Consider the following 16,326-nt stretch of genomic DNA (forward strand, 5'->3'; position numbering starts at 1 on the left):
AACTGTTGCGTTTAATTGTGCATCAGCACATACAGTTTGTTCAGAAAAAATATGTCGCCAGCAATTTGCTGGTTATTAAACGTAAACTGATCCACATCAGACAATTTGCTCCCTGATGTCGCATTCAGGCTAAAGCGTTGATGCATTGGAACTGCCAAGCAGAGATACGATGATCATTCCGTATCAAGACTTCCAGATGGATCGACTTCAATGCTTAATGACAGTGAAAGTCACCATCCAATGCACCGCTCACCCGCCAGTGAAGCGTACAGGAAACTTTGATTATGTCGGATCTAGTGATATTTCACAGATGTAAGACATGCCATGAAATATCAACAGATTCAAGATTGAAGCAATATTGCTGACATCGAAATAACCGAATCAAAACCCCAGCTGGATATTTACAGCCAGTGGTCTTAGAACTTCCTACACAAAGTTGCTTCTGAGTCTTGATCGCGCCAATTTGATGTTTGCTCAACAATATTGGGCTGATTGTTTGTGTGCATCACTATTAGGTGTCACACCCATGAAACGTATGTTGATTAATGCAACCCACGCCGAAGAAGTTCGCGTTGCACTTATCACTGGTAATCGTCTTTACGATTTTGATTTAGAAAATCGTACACGCGAACAAAAAAAATCAAATATTTATAAAGGTCATGTCACTCGCGTTGAGCCATCTCTAGAGGCGGTTTTCGTTGAGTACGGCGCACAGCGTCAAGGCTTTTTATCAATGCGAGAAATTGCAAACTCGTACTTCAAAGCTGACCCTCGTCAAACTTCAAACATCCGTGAACTCATTACTGAAGGTACTGAATTACTGGTTCAAGTTGAAAAAGAAGAACGTGGCAACAAAGGCGCTGCGCTTTCTACTTTCATTTCACTTGCTGGTCGTTACTTGGTTCTCATGCCAAATAATCCGAAAGGTGGCGGTATCAGCCGTCAGATTTCAGGTTCAGTACGTGAAGAACTGAAAGAAATTTTAGCCTCTTTAAATGTACCGCGTGGCATGAGCGTGATCGTTCGTACCGCAGGGATTGGCCGTACTCAAGAAGAACTACAACTCGACTTGCAACACTTACTTGACCTTTGGGCACAAATCCAAGGTTCAGCAAGCTCTGGCCCATCGCCAATGTTGGTACATCAAGAAGCAGGTGTAGTGACACGTGCGATCCGTGATTATTTACGTGATGATGTGGCTGAAATCCTGATTGATAGCGAACAAGCCTATAACGAAGCGTACAATTTCGTAAAAGCCGTGATGCCGCGTCAACTGGACAAGTTAAAAACCTATACCTTGAATGAGCCTCTATTTGCTCACTTTGGGATTGAAAGCCAAATCCAGACCGCTTATGAACGTGAAGTTAAACTTCCATCTGGTGGTTCAATCGTGATCGACCAAACCGAAGCTTTGGTTTCAATCGATATTAACTCAGCGAAATCAACCCGTGGTCACGATGTTGAAGAAACTGCGTTAAACACCAACTTAGAAGCAGCCGAAGAAATCGCGCGTCAACTGCGTTTACGTGATATCGGCGGTTTGGTGGTGATCGATTTTATCGACATGACCAAAGACCGTAACCAACGTATGGTTGAAGCGAAATTACGTGAAGCGACACAAAGCGATCGCGCACGTATTCAGTTCGGCCAATTATCACGTTTTGGTTTGATGGAAATGAGCCGTCAACGTTTACGTCCTTCTTTAGAAGAAGCGACTGGTTACGTTTGCCCACGCTGTCATGGTACGGGTATGGTGCGTGACTTACGTTCGTTGTCACTTTCAATCATGCGTAAGGTTGAAGAAATTGCTTTACGTGAACGCCAAGGTGAAGTTCAAGTTGAAGTGCCTGTTGAAATCGCAGCATTCTTATTGAATGAAAAGCGTCACAGCCTAGTGTACTTGGAGCAGACTTCAAATGTTCGTGTGACGGTCTTACCGCATCCGCACCTTGAAACACCACACTACCAAATCCAGTTCAATCCAGATGGTTTTGCACCTTCAAGTTATGAACGTACTGAAGCTACCCGCTCTAGCGAAAAAGAATTGGGTTATGAATCTTCAGACTGGCATTTGGAAGATGCAGAGCATCACCATGCACCTGCTGCGCAAAACCAAGCTGCTGCACCACAGAAGAAAGCGGCACAAAATGCGGCAGCACCAGCAAAACAAGCTCAACAGGCTGTTGCGCAAAAGTCAGCAAGTCCTTGTGCATGGTTAGAAAACCTGTTTGTTCAAAAGCAAGCGCAAACCACAGATCAATCTCGTTCGGCACAGAATGCGGCAGCTGCAATTGAGCAAATGGTTAATAATGGCGCAGTGAGCCGTGGCCAGTTTGGTCAGGTGAACGTACCTGTTGTTCCTGAAACTGCTGCACCAGCGGCAAACAATGCCTATATTTCACAGAATCCTGTGAAACAGGAAACGCGTGAGCAGTTTGAGAAAGACGAAAAACCACATCGTCCGAATCAAAACCAGAAGAAGCGTAAGCACAAAGAGCAACGTGAACAACACGCACATGCACATGCACATGCACATGAACAACAAAACCAAGTGCATGAAGAAGTGGTTCAGTTGTCACGTCAGGAACAGCGCCAAGAGCAACGTGAACTGAAACGTCAACAAAAACGTCATCAGTCGCAAGAGCCTCAAAACCAGCAACAGCATCATGATGCAGCTCAAGGCAATGAGAATGCGCCATTGCCACGTCGTGATCGTAATCAACAACGTCCAAATCGCCCAAATCGTCATCGCGATCAAAGCGTGTTAAACGAAGCTCCTGCTACCACTGAAGCACCAGCGAATCCACAACAAGTCAAAGTGGATGTGGTGGATGCACCTCGTGCAGAACCGATGAACACGGCATTAATCGTGAACATTGACCAAGGTCAAAGTGAGATTGTTGCACTGAATCCACAACAAGCTACTACACCTAAAGCAAAGGCTGAGGTTGCCCCTGCTGTTGTTGAAAAAGCTGAAACAAAACCTGTTGCACATGCAGAACCTGTCGTTGCGAAAGAAGCACCAGCTGCGGTCGCAGAAGACGCGGTTCAAGCACCCGTAAAACGTGCCAGCAATGATCCGCGTTCGCGTCGTCGTCAACGTGGTGCTCAAGCATCTCAGAAAGCCGCTGCACCAAAAGTTGCACCATCGCAAATTCCAGCGTTGGGTCAATACACACTAGGTAGCTTGATTCGTCATGTCTATGGTGAAGACTGTACCATCTTGATTGAGCAGTTTGGTTTAATCACGACGTTTAACCGTGCCCTACAAAAGTTTGCTGAGCAATATGCAAGCACTCTCGCTGTAGAAACAACGGTTGCAGAAGAAAAGCGTCCTGTAACACGTGATGCTGAACTTCCAAGCAAAAAAGTAACCGAAGAGGCTGAACCAGCGCCTGTGTTAGCATTAACACCGCCTGAAGCAGCAAGCATTCGTGTTGCCAATGACCCACGTGAACGTCGTCGCTTGGCAAAACTTGCAGCTGAACAAGCAAAAGAAGCTCACATTGCCTCGACTGCTGCTCCAGCGGCGGCTGAAAGCACAGAACCGAAAGAAGAAGTGAAGAAAGTCGAAGCTGTCGTTGCAGAAGAAACTATCGCTGTAGCACCAGAACAACAGCCATTGGAACTGGCCAATACAGATGCTGCTCCAGCAGAAGTACCGCCAGTTGAAACGGTTGAACCTGCTGTGCTTGCTGAAGTTGAGCCTGTTGTCGAAGCAGCAGCTGAAGCCGTTGAAACAGATCAAGCTGTAGAAAAAGCAGAATCTGTTGCAACCGAGGCAGATTCGGAAGATGAAGCAGCGAAAGCGGAAAAAGAGAAATCGAGCCGCCCTCGCCGTCCGCGTGGCCGTCCACCGAAAAAAGCAACAGCCAGCAATGAGTAATTTGCTAAATTGCACTCAATAAGGCTAAGCCTAGTCATTTCGGTGACTAGGCTTTTTTGTTATTTTGTCAAATTAGGTTGATTGCTCTAGGGACTTACCATTACAAAACAGCATCAACGACAATGGTGTGAATGGTTGTGTTCTTACGGATAGCCATTTTTGGATTGATCGAAAAATAAACAGGATTGATATGAGCCAGACTACGCAGACCGATATTATTACCCTTGGTGATGTCGCTACTCGACTTCCAAACTTCATCACTAAAGTACCTCATATCCTTAATGGTCTTAAACAGGCATATTTACGAACGCCATCTTCTCCCGCAGGTCTAGGGATTGCCTTTGAAAAAGCAGTCAAGCGCAACCCTCAAGGCATCGCACTGTTATTTGAAGATCAAAGTTACAGTTACCAGGCGCTAAATGAATGGGCAAACCAGATTGCACATTACTATTTGTCACTCGGTGCGAAAAAAGGTGATGTGATTGCGGTGATGGTTGAAAACCGTCCTGAACTGATCGCCAGCATTGTTGCTTTAGCAAAAATCGGGGTAACCATTGCCCTCGTCAATACTTCTCAGGTGGGTAAAGTTCTCGCACATAGCATAAACTTGGTCAATCCGATTGCTGTGATTGCCGGTGAAGAAGTGCGTGCCGCCATTGATGAAGCACGTCAAGATTTAAAAGTTGCCCAAGATCGTTTTCACTGGTTTGCCGATCAGGAAACCCGTAAAAATGCAGGTACAGCACCAGAAGGCTACGTCAATCTAGCGCTACAAATTGACCAGTTTCCGAAATTTAATCCATCGACCACACGTACCGTAACCGGTAAAGATGGCTTGTTCTATATCTACACCTCAGGCACCACGGGTTTGCCAAAAGCCGTGATTTTTACCCACAGTCGCTGGACACTTGCTTATGGCACCTATGGCCATATCCTGAACTTAGGTAAAGATGATGTGATGTACGTGACCCTACCGCTCTATCACGCAACTGGTGTGGTGGTGTGCTGGTGTGGTGTCATTGCCGGCAGTTCAACCTTGGCGGTACGTCGTAAATATTCAACCAGTGCGTTCTGGAAAGACGTACAGAAGTTTAATGCTTCTGCGATTGGTTATGTAGGTGAGCTCTGCCGTTACTTAATCGATGCACCAGCAACTGAACAAGATCGTGCCCATCGTGTCACCAAAATGATTGGTAATGGCATGCGTCCAAATATTTGGAGCAAGTTCAAAGAACGCTTTGGTGTCGAAGAAGTACTCGAACTGTATGCTTCAAGTGAAGGAAATGTAGGCTTTAGCAATATCTTCAACTTTGACAATACGGTTGGCTTCTCTCCAACCCCGTATGCCATCGTTGAATTTGATAAAGAAAAGAATGAGCCAGTCCGTGACAAGAAAGGCTATTGCAAGAAAGTGAAAACCGGTGAAGTCGGCTTACTTATTGGTAAAATCACCAGCCGCTCTCCATTTGATGGCTATACCGACCCTGAGAAGAACAAATCTGTGATCTTGAAAGATGTCTTTACTCAAGGTGACTCATACTTCAACACTGGTGACTTGGTTCGCGACATCGGTTTCCGTCATGCCCAGTTTGTGGATCGCTTAGGTGATACCTTCCGCTGGAAAGGTGAAAACGTTTCGACCACCGAAGTTGAAAACATGGTCTGCGAATATGAAAAAATCGCTGAAGCCGTGGTCTACGGTGTTGAAATTCCAAATACCAATGGCCGTGCTGGTATGGCCGCGATTACCTTGGTCGACGGTGCAGAACTCAATGATGCGGATTTAAGCGAAATGGTCAACGTATTCAAGAAATGCTTGCCCTCTTACGCAATTCCAGTGTTCCTACGTGTTCAAGAAAAAGTCGAAACCACAGGTACATTTAAATATCAGAAAAATAAACTGAAAGAAGATTCGTTTAATCCAGACAAAACTTCTGAACGTTTGCTGGTTTTATTACCAGGTGCAAATCGCTATTCTGATGTAAATGCTGAGATATTTGACAATATTCAAAGCTATCAGTACCGTTTTTAGTTTATTTTTTAGCTAAACAAGAGGAAATCGTGCTTTTTATAAACAATCATGCAGATGTTTTTAAATTTCCTCTTGTGTTAGCTGAATAAGTTGCTAGAATACGCAACATCAAAACGAAGACGCATTTAGAACCAATTAGTTTCTGTTGCGTAGCATGTTTAAACACTTGCTTATGGGTCGTTAGCTCAGCTGGTAGAGCAGCGGACTTTTAATCCGTTGGTCCCGCGTTCGAATCGCGGACGACCCACCATCTTATGTTTTGATCTTCCTGAAAAGGATTGATAACCGAAAGTTATCAAGATTTGTAAGACTACGCGCTTTGCTTGTCTTGCAATAATTTTAGAGTGTTACTCTAAAATTCTTTCAGGGTCGTTAGCTCAGCTGGTAGAGCAGCGGACTTTTAATCCGTTGGTCCCGCGTTCGAATCGCGGACGACCCACCAAATTCTAAAAAGCCTCATCTTAGTTGATGAGGCTTTTTTATTGTCTACTTAATTTCTTTCAGAAAAATGACTATAGCATTTCAATCGCCTGAAGCATCCATGCTGCAAGCATCACGATAGTTTAATTATAGAAATTCTTCTAAAACCGAATTTAAAAAGATATGCCCCTGCTCGGTACAGGCGATCCGACTCGGATCAGCAAGCAATAATTTTTTCTGGCGTAATGGTTTAAGCCGTGCTTCCAACTCACTCAAATCCAATCCGGTACGCTGGGTATAAAGTTCAGCAGCAACGCCTTGATTTAAGCGCAATGCATTCATCATAAATTCAAAGGGCAATTCATCTGTCTCGATACGCTTCATTTGCACATGTTCCGCAGGCACTTTGGCTAAATAATCCTTCGGCAAGCGGGTTTTCTGAAAACGATAAACGCCATCTGGTCGGGTAACTTTGCCATGAGCACCTGCACCAATCGCCAAATAATCTCCAAATTCCCAATAATTTACATTATGTGCTGATGGCTTTTCCTTACGCCACGCTGAAACTTCATAATTCACATAACCATTGGCTTTTAAATAGGTCTCACCTTGCGCCTGAATATGCTCCAAAATTTCATCTTGTGGCAATACAGGTTGAGTACGGAAAAAAACGGTATTCGGCTCAATGGTAAGTTGATACCAGCTAATATGCGTTGCACCCTGCTCCACAGCCAATCTAAGATCCGTTAACGCCTGTTGTTCTGTCTGTTGGGGCAAGCCATGCATGAGATCGACATTTACGCGCTCAAAGCCAGCCTGACGCGCCTGTTGAATGGCATCCAGTGCATTATTGGCTGAGTGGATACGACCGAGTCGCTGTAAATGTTCAGGATCAAAACTTTGTACCCCCAGCGATAAACGATTAATGCCCACCGCTAGATAATCGGCAAATGGATCATGTTCCACCGTACCCGGATTGGCTTCCAAGGTAATTTCACAATCGGTTTCAAAGTCTAAACGAGCTTTAAGTTGATCAAACAGCCATTGATAACCTTGCGCAGAAATCAGTGACGGCGTCCCCCCACCAATAAATACACTATGAATGGCTCGACCTTGTGCCATTTCAATCTGCGTCTCAAAGTCAGCCACCAACGCAGCCAAATATTGCTGCTCCAGATCTATCGACAATTGTCCATCGGGAACAGCGTGCGAATTGAAGTCACAATAAGGACATTTACGTACGCACCATGGCATGTGGATATACAAGGACAGTGGGATATTTGCAGGATTTAACAGACTCAAGATACAAGCTCAATGAAAGAACTTAATCATTTTAACATGACTCGACTCGGCACGGTTGCAGCTTCAATATTGCATACGGCTTATCATCTCGGGTTTATTCAGTTAGACTGAAAGCATAAAGAACAATTAGACCGATAATATGATGAAAATTTCCAGCCAGTTGCTATTGATTCTGCCCCTTGCTTTAGGGATCGGGATTGCAATGGCTTTTCAGACGGCAATCAATGCACAACTTCGCGAATATCTGAATTCTCCGCTACAAGCCGCCTTACTTTCTTTTTTTATTGGCACCCTGATTCTGGCCCTTCTGGTTTATTTTCAAACTGCAAGTAAACCTAGTTTAACGGAACTTTCACAGATCCCCTGGTTTCTCTGGCTGGGTGGCTGCCTCGGAGTTTATGCAATCAGCATGAGCATTTATACTGCACCCAAACTCGGATTTTTAACCTTCTCGGGTTTGGTTATTTTTGGACAGTTGGTGATTTCCATGTTCATTGATCACTTTGGCTGGTTAGGTACTGAAAAAACACCGATTAACTGGCAACGCCTGTTGGGCAGTATTGTGATTTTTATTGGTGTTTTACTCACACTACAACGCTAATCCCCCATTTTAATAAGAGTATTTTTTGTGTCCCATGTCACAACCAAGCGCTTTGAACTGAAACAGCTGTTCCATTTGATGTTTCCAATCCTGATTACCCAGTTTGCCCAAGCTGGATTAGGTTTAATTGACACAATTATGGCGGGGCATTTGTCTGCCACTGATTTGGCTGCAATAGCCGTGGGTGTTGGTCTATGGATTCCCGTCATGTTGTTATTTGCAGGGATTATGTTAGCAACCACCCCTTTGGTAGCTGAAGCCCGTGGTGCAAGAACCCCTGAAAAAATTCCAACCATTGCCCGCCAGTCCTTATGGGTGGCTGTGATTCTCGGGATTGTAGCAATGTTGATTCTGCAAGGTATGCCCATGTTCCTGCCACTATTGGGCGTACCTGAAAGCTTAATCCCGAAAGCAAGCCTGTTCTTACATGCGATTGGCTTTGGTATGCCTGCCGTGATGATGTATGCGGCGCTACGCAGTTATTCTGAAGCATTGGGGCATCCCCGCCCCGTGACCGCAATTAGCTTGATTGCCTTATTGGTCTTGATTCCGCTGAACTTTATTTTTATGTATGGCTTTGGGCCAATCCCGGCATTGGGCAGCGCAGGCTGTGGTTTTGCAACAGCGATCTTGCAATGGCTGATGTTTATCACTTTGGCCACTTATATTTCCAAAGCCAAAGCCTATCAACAGGCACCGATCTTCACCAAATGGGAAAAACTTGATCCCGTTTGGATTAAACGCATTTTAAAACTGGGTTTACCAATTGGTCTGGCGGTATTTTTTGAGGTCAGCATTTTTAGTACTGGAGCGATTGTACTGGGTCCGCTCGGTGAAAATGCCATTGCAGCCCATCAGATTGCCATTTCAGTCACCTCACAACTGTTTATGATTCCGTTGTCCTTAGCGATTGCCTTGACGATTCGTGTTGGCATGTATTATGGCGAACAAAACTGGCATGCGATGCGTCAAGTACAAATTGTAGGACTGATCACTGCCACGATCTTTGCGGCCTTGACCATGACTCTAATTGCACTTGCGCGTCCCCATATCGTGGCGATCTATACCACGGATATCAACGTGATTCCTGTAGCGATGTACCTGCTCTGGTTCGCGATGGCGTATCAATTGATGGATGCATGGCAAGTCAGTGCAGCAGGTTATTTACGTGGTATGCAAGACACTCAGGCCCCGATGTGGATTACCTTAATGGCATACTGGGTCATTGCTTTCCCAATCGGCTTATATCTGGCGCGTTATACCATTTTGGGGGTGGCAGGCGTTTGGCTCGGCCTGATCATTGGTTTAAGTATTGCCTGTGTATTACTAATCGGCCGTTTATATTTAAATAATAAACGTTTAGCACAACGTGCCCTCAATACATAAAAATTAACCTGCATTGAGCGTTACTGATTCAGGGCAGCATGGACGCTGCTCTTAAACTCATCCTCTCATTCAATACCTCCATTTCCCCCCTTCACAGCATACTTACATCACTTAACATTTTGGTATAGGCAATTTAAGTTTTGTCGCCTATGATCAAAGCATCACTTTGAAACTGGATCACCCGAGGTCAAGTCCATATGGCAAAACATGCAAGCTCTCCCAGTAAGCGTTTTTTCAAACTGGCTGGCATGACCGCAAGTATTGCCAGCAAAAGCGTTGCCAACTCCATCCGCAATCTCACCGCAGATGAAGAACAAAAAAATGCAGCGCGCAGCAAACTGTTTCAAGATATTGGTTTACAGATTGCAGACACCTTGGGTGAGATGAAAGGCGCAGTGATGAAAGTCGGGCAAATCGCCTCGCAATATAAGGATATCTTCCCACCAGAAGTGGCGAAGGCGATTGCTAAATTGCAACGCCAAGCCCCCGCCATGCCTTTTACAGCCATTCAGCAACAAATTGAAAAAGAGTTGGGCAAACCGTTAAACCAGATTTTTAGCTCTTTTGAAACAGAACCCTTTGCGGCGGCTTCAATTGGTCAGGTCCATCGCGCGGTGCTGCCGAATGGACAAGCTGTGGTGGTGAAAGTGCAATACCCCGGGGTGGATCAAGCCTGTGAAAGTGATTTAAAACAGGTCCGTCTGGCTTTACGCTTAATGGGTGTATTAAAGATTGATAAAAAGCTGCAAGATCAACTATTTCAGGAAATCCAAGACAGTTTATCTGCCGAACTGAATTATGAAATCGAAGCACAAAACTTAGAGGTCTTTAAAACCTTCCATGAAAAGCTAGATGATCAGATCATCATTCCGACTGTATATAAGGATTATTCATCGCGTCGGGTGCTGACCCTGAGTCTTGAACAGGGTGAATCGATTGAAACCGCCAGCACATGGTCGGTGGAAACCCGTAATCAAATCGGTCGTCGCCTGATTCGGGCCCTAGGGCAGGAAATGTTTTTCTTGAAACGGTTCCATTGTGACCCACATCCAGGCAATTTTGCTTTCCGTGAAGATGGTAGCGTGATTATTTATGATTATGGCAGCGTTAAGACCCTTTCACCTGAAATCATTCAGCACTTCAAAGCACTGGTGAATGCCGCTCGCCAAGAGAATATTGCTCAAGTAGAAGATTTACTGGTTGAACTGCATTCGATTGCCGAGAAACAAAAATTCCCAACTGAACTGTATACGCAATGGATTGAAATCCTGTTACGCCCGTTAAGCACCCACTATGACTTTGCCGAGAACTCATCACATCACGATGGCATGCTGTTGGTGAAAAAATCGTTGAAATACTGGGATGTGTTTAAGCCTTCTCCAGATACCTTAATGGTCAACCGAACCATTTCAGGACATTACTGGAACCTGATTCACCTCAAAGTACATGATAATCTCAATGATTTATTTGAAGAACTGGTTCCGAACTAAACTTCTAAAAATGCCAATCATCTGATTGGCTTTTTTTATTTCAATTATATTCAATGATTTAATCAATTAATAGGCTTGTACAAAGCTCCATTTTCCATACTTGCTGGCCATTATTTACAAATAAACGCCAGCAAAACTTGAAATAAACAAGATTGACGGCATATATTGTTATGTTATAACATTTCTATTAATAATAGGAGTCCTTCAAAATGCGTAAAGATATCCACCCTGCTTATCAACAGGTCTTGTTTCACGATACCAATGCCGATGCTTATTTCTTGATTGGCAGTACGCTTCAGACTAAACAAACCAAAGAATATCAAGGTCAGGTCTATCCTTACGTTACCCTTGATATCTCAAGTGCTTCGCATCCATTTTATACCGGTGAAGTTCGTCAAGCCAGCAATGAAGGTCGTGTGGCAAGCTTTAACAAACGCTTCGCGCGTTTTAACCGCAAAGGTTAATCTTCGTTTAAGTTTTACTTATTAGGCTGTAAGCATTAGAAGTCTAAGGCTATCTCTCCTCCACTTAGACTTCTTTTTTATGCCTCACCCTCAAGAATCTGTCTTGGCCTGCCCCAGCACACCAAATTCAATCGGCGTTTTGACATAAAACAAAGAAATTTCTTTGTCATTTAAATAGTTCAATAATTCTGCCGCCTGTTGATTACTGACCGCAAACTGAATCTGTACAGGACGATCAGCCAACTCAAAAAAACTGGCGGAATGAAATAAGCCTTGATGGTCAATTCCTTCCATGCCTGCCAGTACCGTGGCGCCACGTAAATTCATCTGCTTCGCCACAGCCAATAACCATTCACTCATCGGTTGTCCCTGATAAGTCCGATTTTGTGCCGTGTAAAAACTCAGTAAAAATCCATTCATGGTCATTACTCCAAAGTTATGCAGCACTCAGCCATTGATGCAAACTCATGCCTAAAATGGTAAACAGCAATGACCCAATCACATGAATCAGAATCGCCGCACAGGCATAGCCCAACTTACCACTTTGTAATAAGGTAATAATCTCGGCAGAAAAGGTCGAAAATGTGGTTAATGCACCGCAGAAGCCTGTAATCACAAACAGTTTGTAATTTGGACTCAGTGAGCTTTGAGAAAAGTAAGAAATTGCAAAACCAATAATAAAGCCACCGACAAAGTTAACTGTGACGGTTCCCAAAGGAATATTCGGAAAAATTGGATTCAGCTTTAGCCCCAAAAACCAGCGCAACCATGCGCCGAGTACCGAGCCTAAAGCAATAGAGAGTAAAGGATAGTACATGACTTACTCCAAATACAGCGTTGGAGCTAAAACAATATTCAGCATGGATTTATAGCTATTTTTTTGAGGATTATTCATTTGCGAACTCCAAAAGAGAAACAGAGCGCGCACAAACCTACGTCCCTGTTCAGGGTAACGTAGGCATCATTAGCCACAATGGCGGTTTGTAATAGGAGGAATGCCATCTCCTTTGTTCTAAAATAACATAATTTTTAGACAACTCAATCGCTGTTTTCGCACTTTAAAGGGTTGTGTATAAACATAAAGTTATCCACAACTTAGCTCTTCTGCGGCACAACTTGCTCGCCAATCACATAAAAATCCAGTTCTGGTACGACAAAAGCAAAGACTTCCGCATCAAGGTCCATCCCAAATTGTTGTAACAATTGAGGGGCCTGTAATGAAGTAATTGCAGCAGCTTGTATCTGTTGAAACTGAACCGGCATCAGGATATCCCCTTGCGACATCCGTGCAGGTTGATCCACCCACTCAGCCCATGCATGATCTTGATCAACCAAGAATTGAACGGCTTCGTCCCATGAGGAAAATAGACACTGCCATGCAGCAGGTAACTGTTTTTCCCCTTTGATTTGCACATCACTCTTCAAGGAATAATGATCATTAACACTCATTTCAGTATGAATCAATTGTTCATCCCGTTGATGCTGAAACGTCGATGCATATTGTGCTGGCATCACATCACTGGCCAATCGGCCACCTAAAACATAGAGTGCTTGGTCTACTATGACCTGTTCAAAGATCACAGTCTTGGGCTGTGTCTCATCCAGATAAAAACGCCAGTTACTTTGCAGGGGGGAAGGCATAAGCTGGCGTAACTTGCCGAGGAAAGCAAAACCAAAATGCTGATGCTGATACGTCAAAATGGTAAAAATGGTTTTGCCGTCTTTTTCCCATAACGGTACAGATTTCGGATAGCGCAGACGTACTTGCTCAACATCAATCAACCAAGACAAGTACACCACATTGCTGACCTGACTCTGCAAGCGCATAAAAGGCAGTCGTCGCATCATCCTACGGCGGAGTTGTAACAGCAAACCACAACTTAGAATCGGTGCTAAAAGTCGAAGCACAGCGTTAGATATTGATAACTTTAAACGATGTCTATTCATTATTATTCAATAGATTAATGTTGTGTTTGAGCATAAACTGCTGACTCTAGTACGTCCAGTTCAAATCGTGTCCAGCTTCTATTCTGCATTTTCAATGTTATGATGCTTGCCATTGATTCAATCAACATGGAATTTTTAAAATGGCTCAAAGCTTATTGGCACACCTTAAAGATGGCACGGCAAAATTTGCTGATGTATTGGCATTTATCGAAGCTCGTTATCAGCATACACCAACCGCTTTTCAAAATGGCGCACAATCGAATGCTGCGACTGAAAATCAAGGCAGCGCAAAAGTATTCAGCTTTGCTCAAATTGAAGGTCTCAATCAAGCGGAGACCTTAAGTTTATTTGCTGAGCATTATGCCTCTGTACTGGCAACACCTGAAGCCACCGACCATCAGAATATCCGCCAGTTTATGCAACATGGCTGGGATGGCGTTAAGTTTGAAGGTGAAGCACTTACTGCAAAATAAAAAAAGGAGGTTTAGCCTCCTTTTTTCTCGCTTTGATTTATCACAATTCTTTCTATATCGTCTGTTCAGGCATTAAAACCACCATCCACATCAATCACTGCACCCGTGATATAACGCCCGCTTTCACCCGCCAGATGAAGCACAGTTGCGGCAATATCATCGGGATGCCCATAATCAGCCAATGCCAGAGTCGCTCGTGCGGCGTCAGCATGTGATCCATCAGCAGGATTCATATCGGTATCGGTTGGTCCTGGCTGGACAAGATTGACTGTAATACCGCGCTTACCCAGATCTCGCGCAACGCCCTTAGTCAAACCTACCAAGGCAGCTTTGCTGGTTGCATATAAACTGATCCCTTCACGGCTTGTTCTTGAGGCAAGACAACTGCCAATCGAAATAATACGTCCATCAGCAGGCAAATACTTGCTTGCCTGCATGGTCGCAGCAAACACGGCACGTAAATTGACAGACATGGTGTGGTCATAATCATCTAATGTGAGTTGATCAATTCGTCCAGTCAAAAAATTACCCGCGTTGTTGACTAAAATATCCAGTTGTCCAAGTCGGTCGACCGTTATATCTACCGCAGTGATGACTTGGCTGGCATCGACAGCATCCGCCAAAATAATTTCAGCACGTTGGCCCAATGCACGAATTTCTGTAGCAACAGCCTCAGCTTGTTGCTTCGAACGACTATACGTAATCGCCACATCTGCACCGTGTTTGGCAAGCATACGGGCAATAGCAGCACCAATACCTCGACTTCCGCCAGTCACGAGAGCAACCCTACCTGTGAGTGTATTCATTATAAAAATCCCTGTTTTAAAACATAGTCAGATATTCAGCGCTGCTCCAACTCAATTGGCTAAAGAAATAATGATAGTAAGTGAGCCTCGAATCAGCACCAATATATGTATCGATCGATATAAATGTAGGCTTAGTATTCCTGGTTGTCAATGATTTTTGTATCGAATAGTATATATCTAAAAAGGAGCATCAAATGGCACAAATGGGACGACCTAGGACCTTTGAACGTGATCAAGCACTTCAGCAGGCCATGCATCTATTTTGGCAATACGGATATGATTCGACATCCTTGACCCTGCTCAAAGCCAACATCGGCAATGGTATCAGTGCTCCTAGCTTCTATGCGGCCTTTGGTTCCAAAGAGGAATTATTCCGAGAGGTCATTGGACATTACATCGCAACGTATGGTCAGGTCACGAACAGTCTCTGGGATCAAAGCCTTACACCAAGAGAAGCGATTGAACGAACTCTACGTCAGTCCGTAAAAATGCAAACTGAATCCAGTCATCCCAAAGGCTGTTTATTGGTTGTTTCAACGACGACCTGTTCCCCTGAAAATATCCACATTCAACAATTCTTAACCCAACATCGCCTAACAACTCACGATAGATTTACACAATGCATTCAACGTGCTGTGGATACAGGTGAATTAACAGCTGATACGAATATCGATGCGTATGCGACTAGCTTATATAGCTTTTTACTCGGCATATCCATACAAGCGCGTGATGGCGTTTCTGGCGCTGTTTTAGATGCAGCAGTAACAGAAATCATGCGTCACTGGGACTCACGCGTTGCCTGATCACAAAGCAAACATATTCATGATTAAGTATTCACCTAAAGCAATTATTGCAAAATAAGAAAAAAGGAGGCTCAAGGCCTCCTGTTTTGCTTTAATGTTTTAAGCTTCAGGGGCGTGACAATTTTCGTAAGTCCGTGGTGAGGCTATAAAAATCGCCACCCATTTTGCCCACACTCTGAAGTTGTTGCTGATCAATCATCTGCCCATCCCACAAATGATCCGCCACATAAATCGATTTCACATCCAGTAAGGCGACAGTTCCCCCTGAGGGAAGCGTACTTAGTTGCATGACCTCCCTTAACTGGCATTCGTAGCGAACAGGCGCATGCTTTACCGCTAACGCCGCAACCGCATGGCTGGGTTCAGACGCAATCTCAGCAAAATCAAATTCGCTTTGCTCTGGGGGCAATAAAGCACAGGATAAATTCATCTTTTCAAGCAAGTCAGTATGGGCAATATGCACCACACACTCTTTAGTCGCAATCAGATTTCTGATGGTGTCTTTATCCTGCCCATTTCTTGGATTGACTTGTGAATACCACAGAATAGGTGGATTGCAACTGGCAACATTAAAAAAGGAATAAGGCGCAATATTGGCCACCCCATCCACCGATAGCGTACTGATCCATGCAATCGGCCGAGGCGTAATCCCTCCGACCAAAAGTCGGTAAATCTCATTGGGCTCTAAATCAGCAGTTTCAAAAATCATCGCAAAA

Annotated in this window: 14 protein-coding genes, 2 tRNA genes and 1 riboswitch; of the genes, 10 read left to right on the top strand and 6 right to left on the bottom strand. The window is 44.2% G+C overall.

Annotation, left to right across the window (positions count from 1 at the left end; genetic code table 11):
• The first annotated feature begins 526 nt into the window (after positions 1–526).
• The 4 genes from NQU59_RS01250 to NQU59_RS01265 all read left to right on the top strand — a co-directional run bounded on the left by NQU59_RS01250 (position 527) and on the right by NQU59_RS01265 (position 6,360).
• A complete protein-coding gene (locus NQU59_RS01250; protein WP_257064637.1) occupies positions 527–3,886 on the top strand; it encodes an Rne/Rng family ribonuclease in 3,360 nt (1,119 codons plus the stop codon).
• A 190-nt stretch (positions 3,887–4,076) separates the two neighbouring features.
• Positions 4,077–5,918: a long-chain-acyl-CoA synthetase gene (locus NQU59_RS01255; RefSeq protein WP_096911380.1), complete on the top strand. Its 1,842-nt coding sequence runs from the start codon at positions 4,077–4,079 to the stop codon at positions 5,916–5,918.
• 174 nt (positions 5,919–6,092) lie between these two features.
• Positions 6,093–6,168, top strand: a tRNA-Lys gene (locus NQU59_RS01260).
• A 116-nt stretch (positions 6,169–6,284) separates the two neighbouring features.
• Positions 6,285–6,360, top strand: a tRNA-Lys gene (locus tag NQU59_RS01265).
• Positions 6,361–6,485: 125 nt separating this feature from the next.
• Here the strand turns inward: NQU59_RS01265 and hemW are convergent.
• The gene (gene hemW / locus NQU59_RS01270) at positions 6,486–7,640 is read right to left on the bottom strand and encodes a radical SAM family heme chaperone HemW (RefSeq protein WP_005239961.1); all 1,155 of its coding nucleotides are present in this window, start codon (positions 7,638–7,640) and stop codon (positions 6,486–6,488) included.
• Positions 7,641–7,779: 139 nt separating this feature from the next.
• On the opposite strand from hemW, the gene NQU59_RS01275 reads away from it, so the two are divergent.
• The 4 genes from NQU59_RS01275 (at position 7,780) to NQU59_RS01290 (ending at position 11,581) form a co-directional block, all read left to right on the top strand.
• Positions 7,780–8,241, top strand: coding sequence for a DMT family transporter (locus NQU59_RS01275; RefSeq protein WP_005239963.1), 462 nt, complete (start codon positions 7,780–7,782; stop codon positions 8,239–8,241).
• A gap of 27 nt (positions 8,242–8,268) precedes the next feature.
• Positions 8,269–9,627 carry an MATE family efflux transporter gene (locus tag NQU59_RS01280; RefSeq protein WP_257064639.1) on the top strand — a complete coding sequence of 453 codons (1,359 nt, stop codon included), beginning with the start codon at positions 8,269–8,271 and terminating at the stop codon, positions 9,625–9,627.
• A gap of 197 nt (positions 9,628–9,824) precedes the next feature.
• Positions 9,825–11,117, top strand: coding sequence for an ABC1 kinase family protein (locus NQU59_RS01285; protein WP_257064640.1), 1,293 nt, complete (start codon positions 9,825–9,827; stop codon positions 11,115–11,117).
• Between the two features lie 209 nt (positions 11,118–11,326).
• Positions 11,327–11,581 (top strand): type B 50S ribosomal protein L31, encoded by a 255-nt coding sequence (locus NQU59_RS01290; protein WP_005239968.1) that lies wholly within the window; start codon positions 11,327–11,329, stop codon positions 11,579–11,581.
• Positions 11,582–11,671: 90 nt separating this feature from the next.
• Here NQU59_RS01290 and NQU59_RS01295 read toward each other — a convergent pair whose 3' ends face one another.
• From NQU59_RS01295 to NQU59_RS01305, 3 genes are all read right to left on the bottom strand, one after another.
• Positions 11,672–12,001 (bottom strand): DUF190 domain-containing protein, encoded by a 330-nt coding sequence (locus tag NQU59_RS01295; RefSeq protein WP_257064643.1) that lies wholly within the window; start codon positions 11,999–12,001, stop codon positions 11,672–11,674.
• Between the two features lie 16 nt (positions 12,002–12,017).
• Complete coding sequence (crcB, locus tag NQU59_RS01300) at positions 12,018–12,398, bottom strand: fluoride efflux transporter CrcB (protein ID WP_096911169.1); 381 nt, start codon at positions 12,396–12,398, stop codon at positions 12,018–12,020.
• Positions 12,399–12,529: 131 nt separating this feature from the next.
• Positions 12,530–12,596, bottom strand: a riboswitch (Fluoride riboswitch).
• Positions 12,597–12,676: 80 nt separating this feature from the next.
• Positions 12,677–13,528 (bottom strand): DUF2071 domain-containing protein, encoded by an 852-nt coding sequence (locus tag NQU59_RS01305; protein WP_257064644.1) that lies wholly within the window; start codon positions 13,526–13,528, stop codon positions 12,677–12,679.
• A gap of 140 nt (positions 13,529–13,668) precedes the next feature.
• Between NQU59_RS01305 and NQU59_RS01310 the strand changes: the two genes are divergently transcribed.
• Entirely contained in the window at positions 13,669–14,001 is a 333-nt protein-coding gene (locus tag NQU59_RS01310; protein WP_257064646.1) for a HopJ type III effector protein, read from the top strand.
• Between the two features lie 65 nt (positions 14,002–14,066).
• Here the strand turns inward: NQU59_RS01310 and NQU59_RS01315 are convergent, their stop codons facing one another.
• Positions 14,067–14,807 carry an SDR family NAD(P)-dependent oxidoreductase gene (locus NQU59_RS01315; RefSeq protein WP_257064649.1) on the bottom strand — a complete coding sequence of 247 codons (741 nt, stop codon included), beginning with the start codon at positions 14,805–14,807 and terminating at the stop codon, positions 14,067–14,069.
• A 194-nt stretch (positions 14,808–15,001) separates the two neighbouring features.
• On the opposite strand from NQU59_RS01315, the gene NQU59_RS01320 reads away from it, so the two are divergent.
• On the top strand, positions 15,002–15,610 hold the full coding sequence (locus tag NQU59_RS01320; protein ID WP_257064650.1) for a TetR/AcrR family transcriptional regulator: 609 nt from the start codon (positions 15,002–15,004) through the stop codon (positions 15,608–15,610).
• Positions 15,611–15,716: 106 nt separating this feature from the next.
• Here the strand turns inward: NQU59_RS01320 and NQU59_RS01325 are convergent, their stop codons facing one another.
• The gene (locus NQU59_RS01325) at positions 15,717–16,319 is read right to left on the bottom strand and encodes a flavin reductase family protein (RefSeq protein WP_257064651.1); all 603 of its coding nucleotides are present in this window, start codon (positions 16,317–16,319) and stop codon (positions 15,717–15,719) included.
• Positions 16,320–16,326: the final 7 nt, after the last annotated feature.

The sequence above is a fragment of the Acinetobacter colistiniresistens genome (assembly GCF_024582815.1).
GTDB lineage: Bacteria > Pseudomonadota > Gammaproteobacteria > Pseudomonadales > Moraxellaceae > Acinetobacter.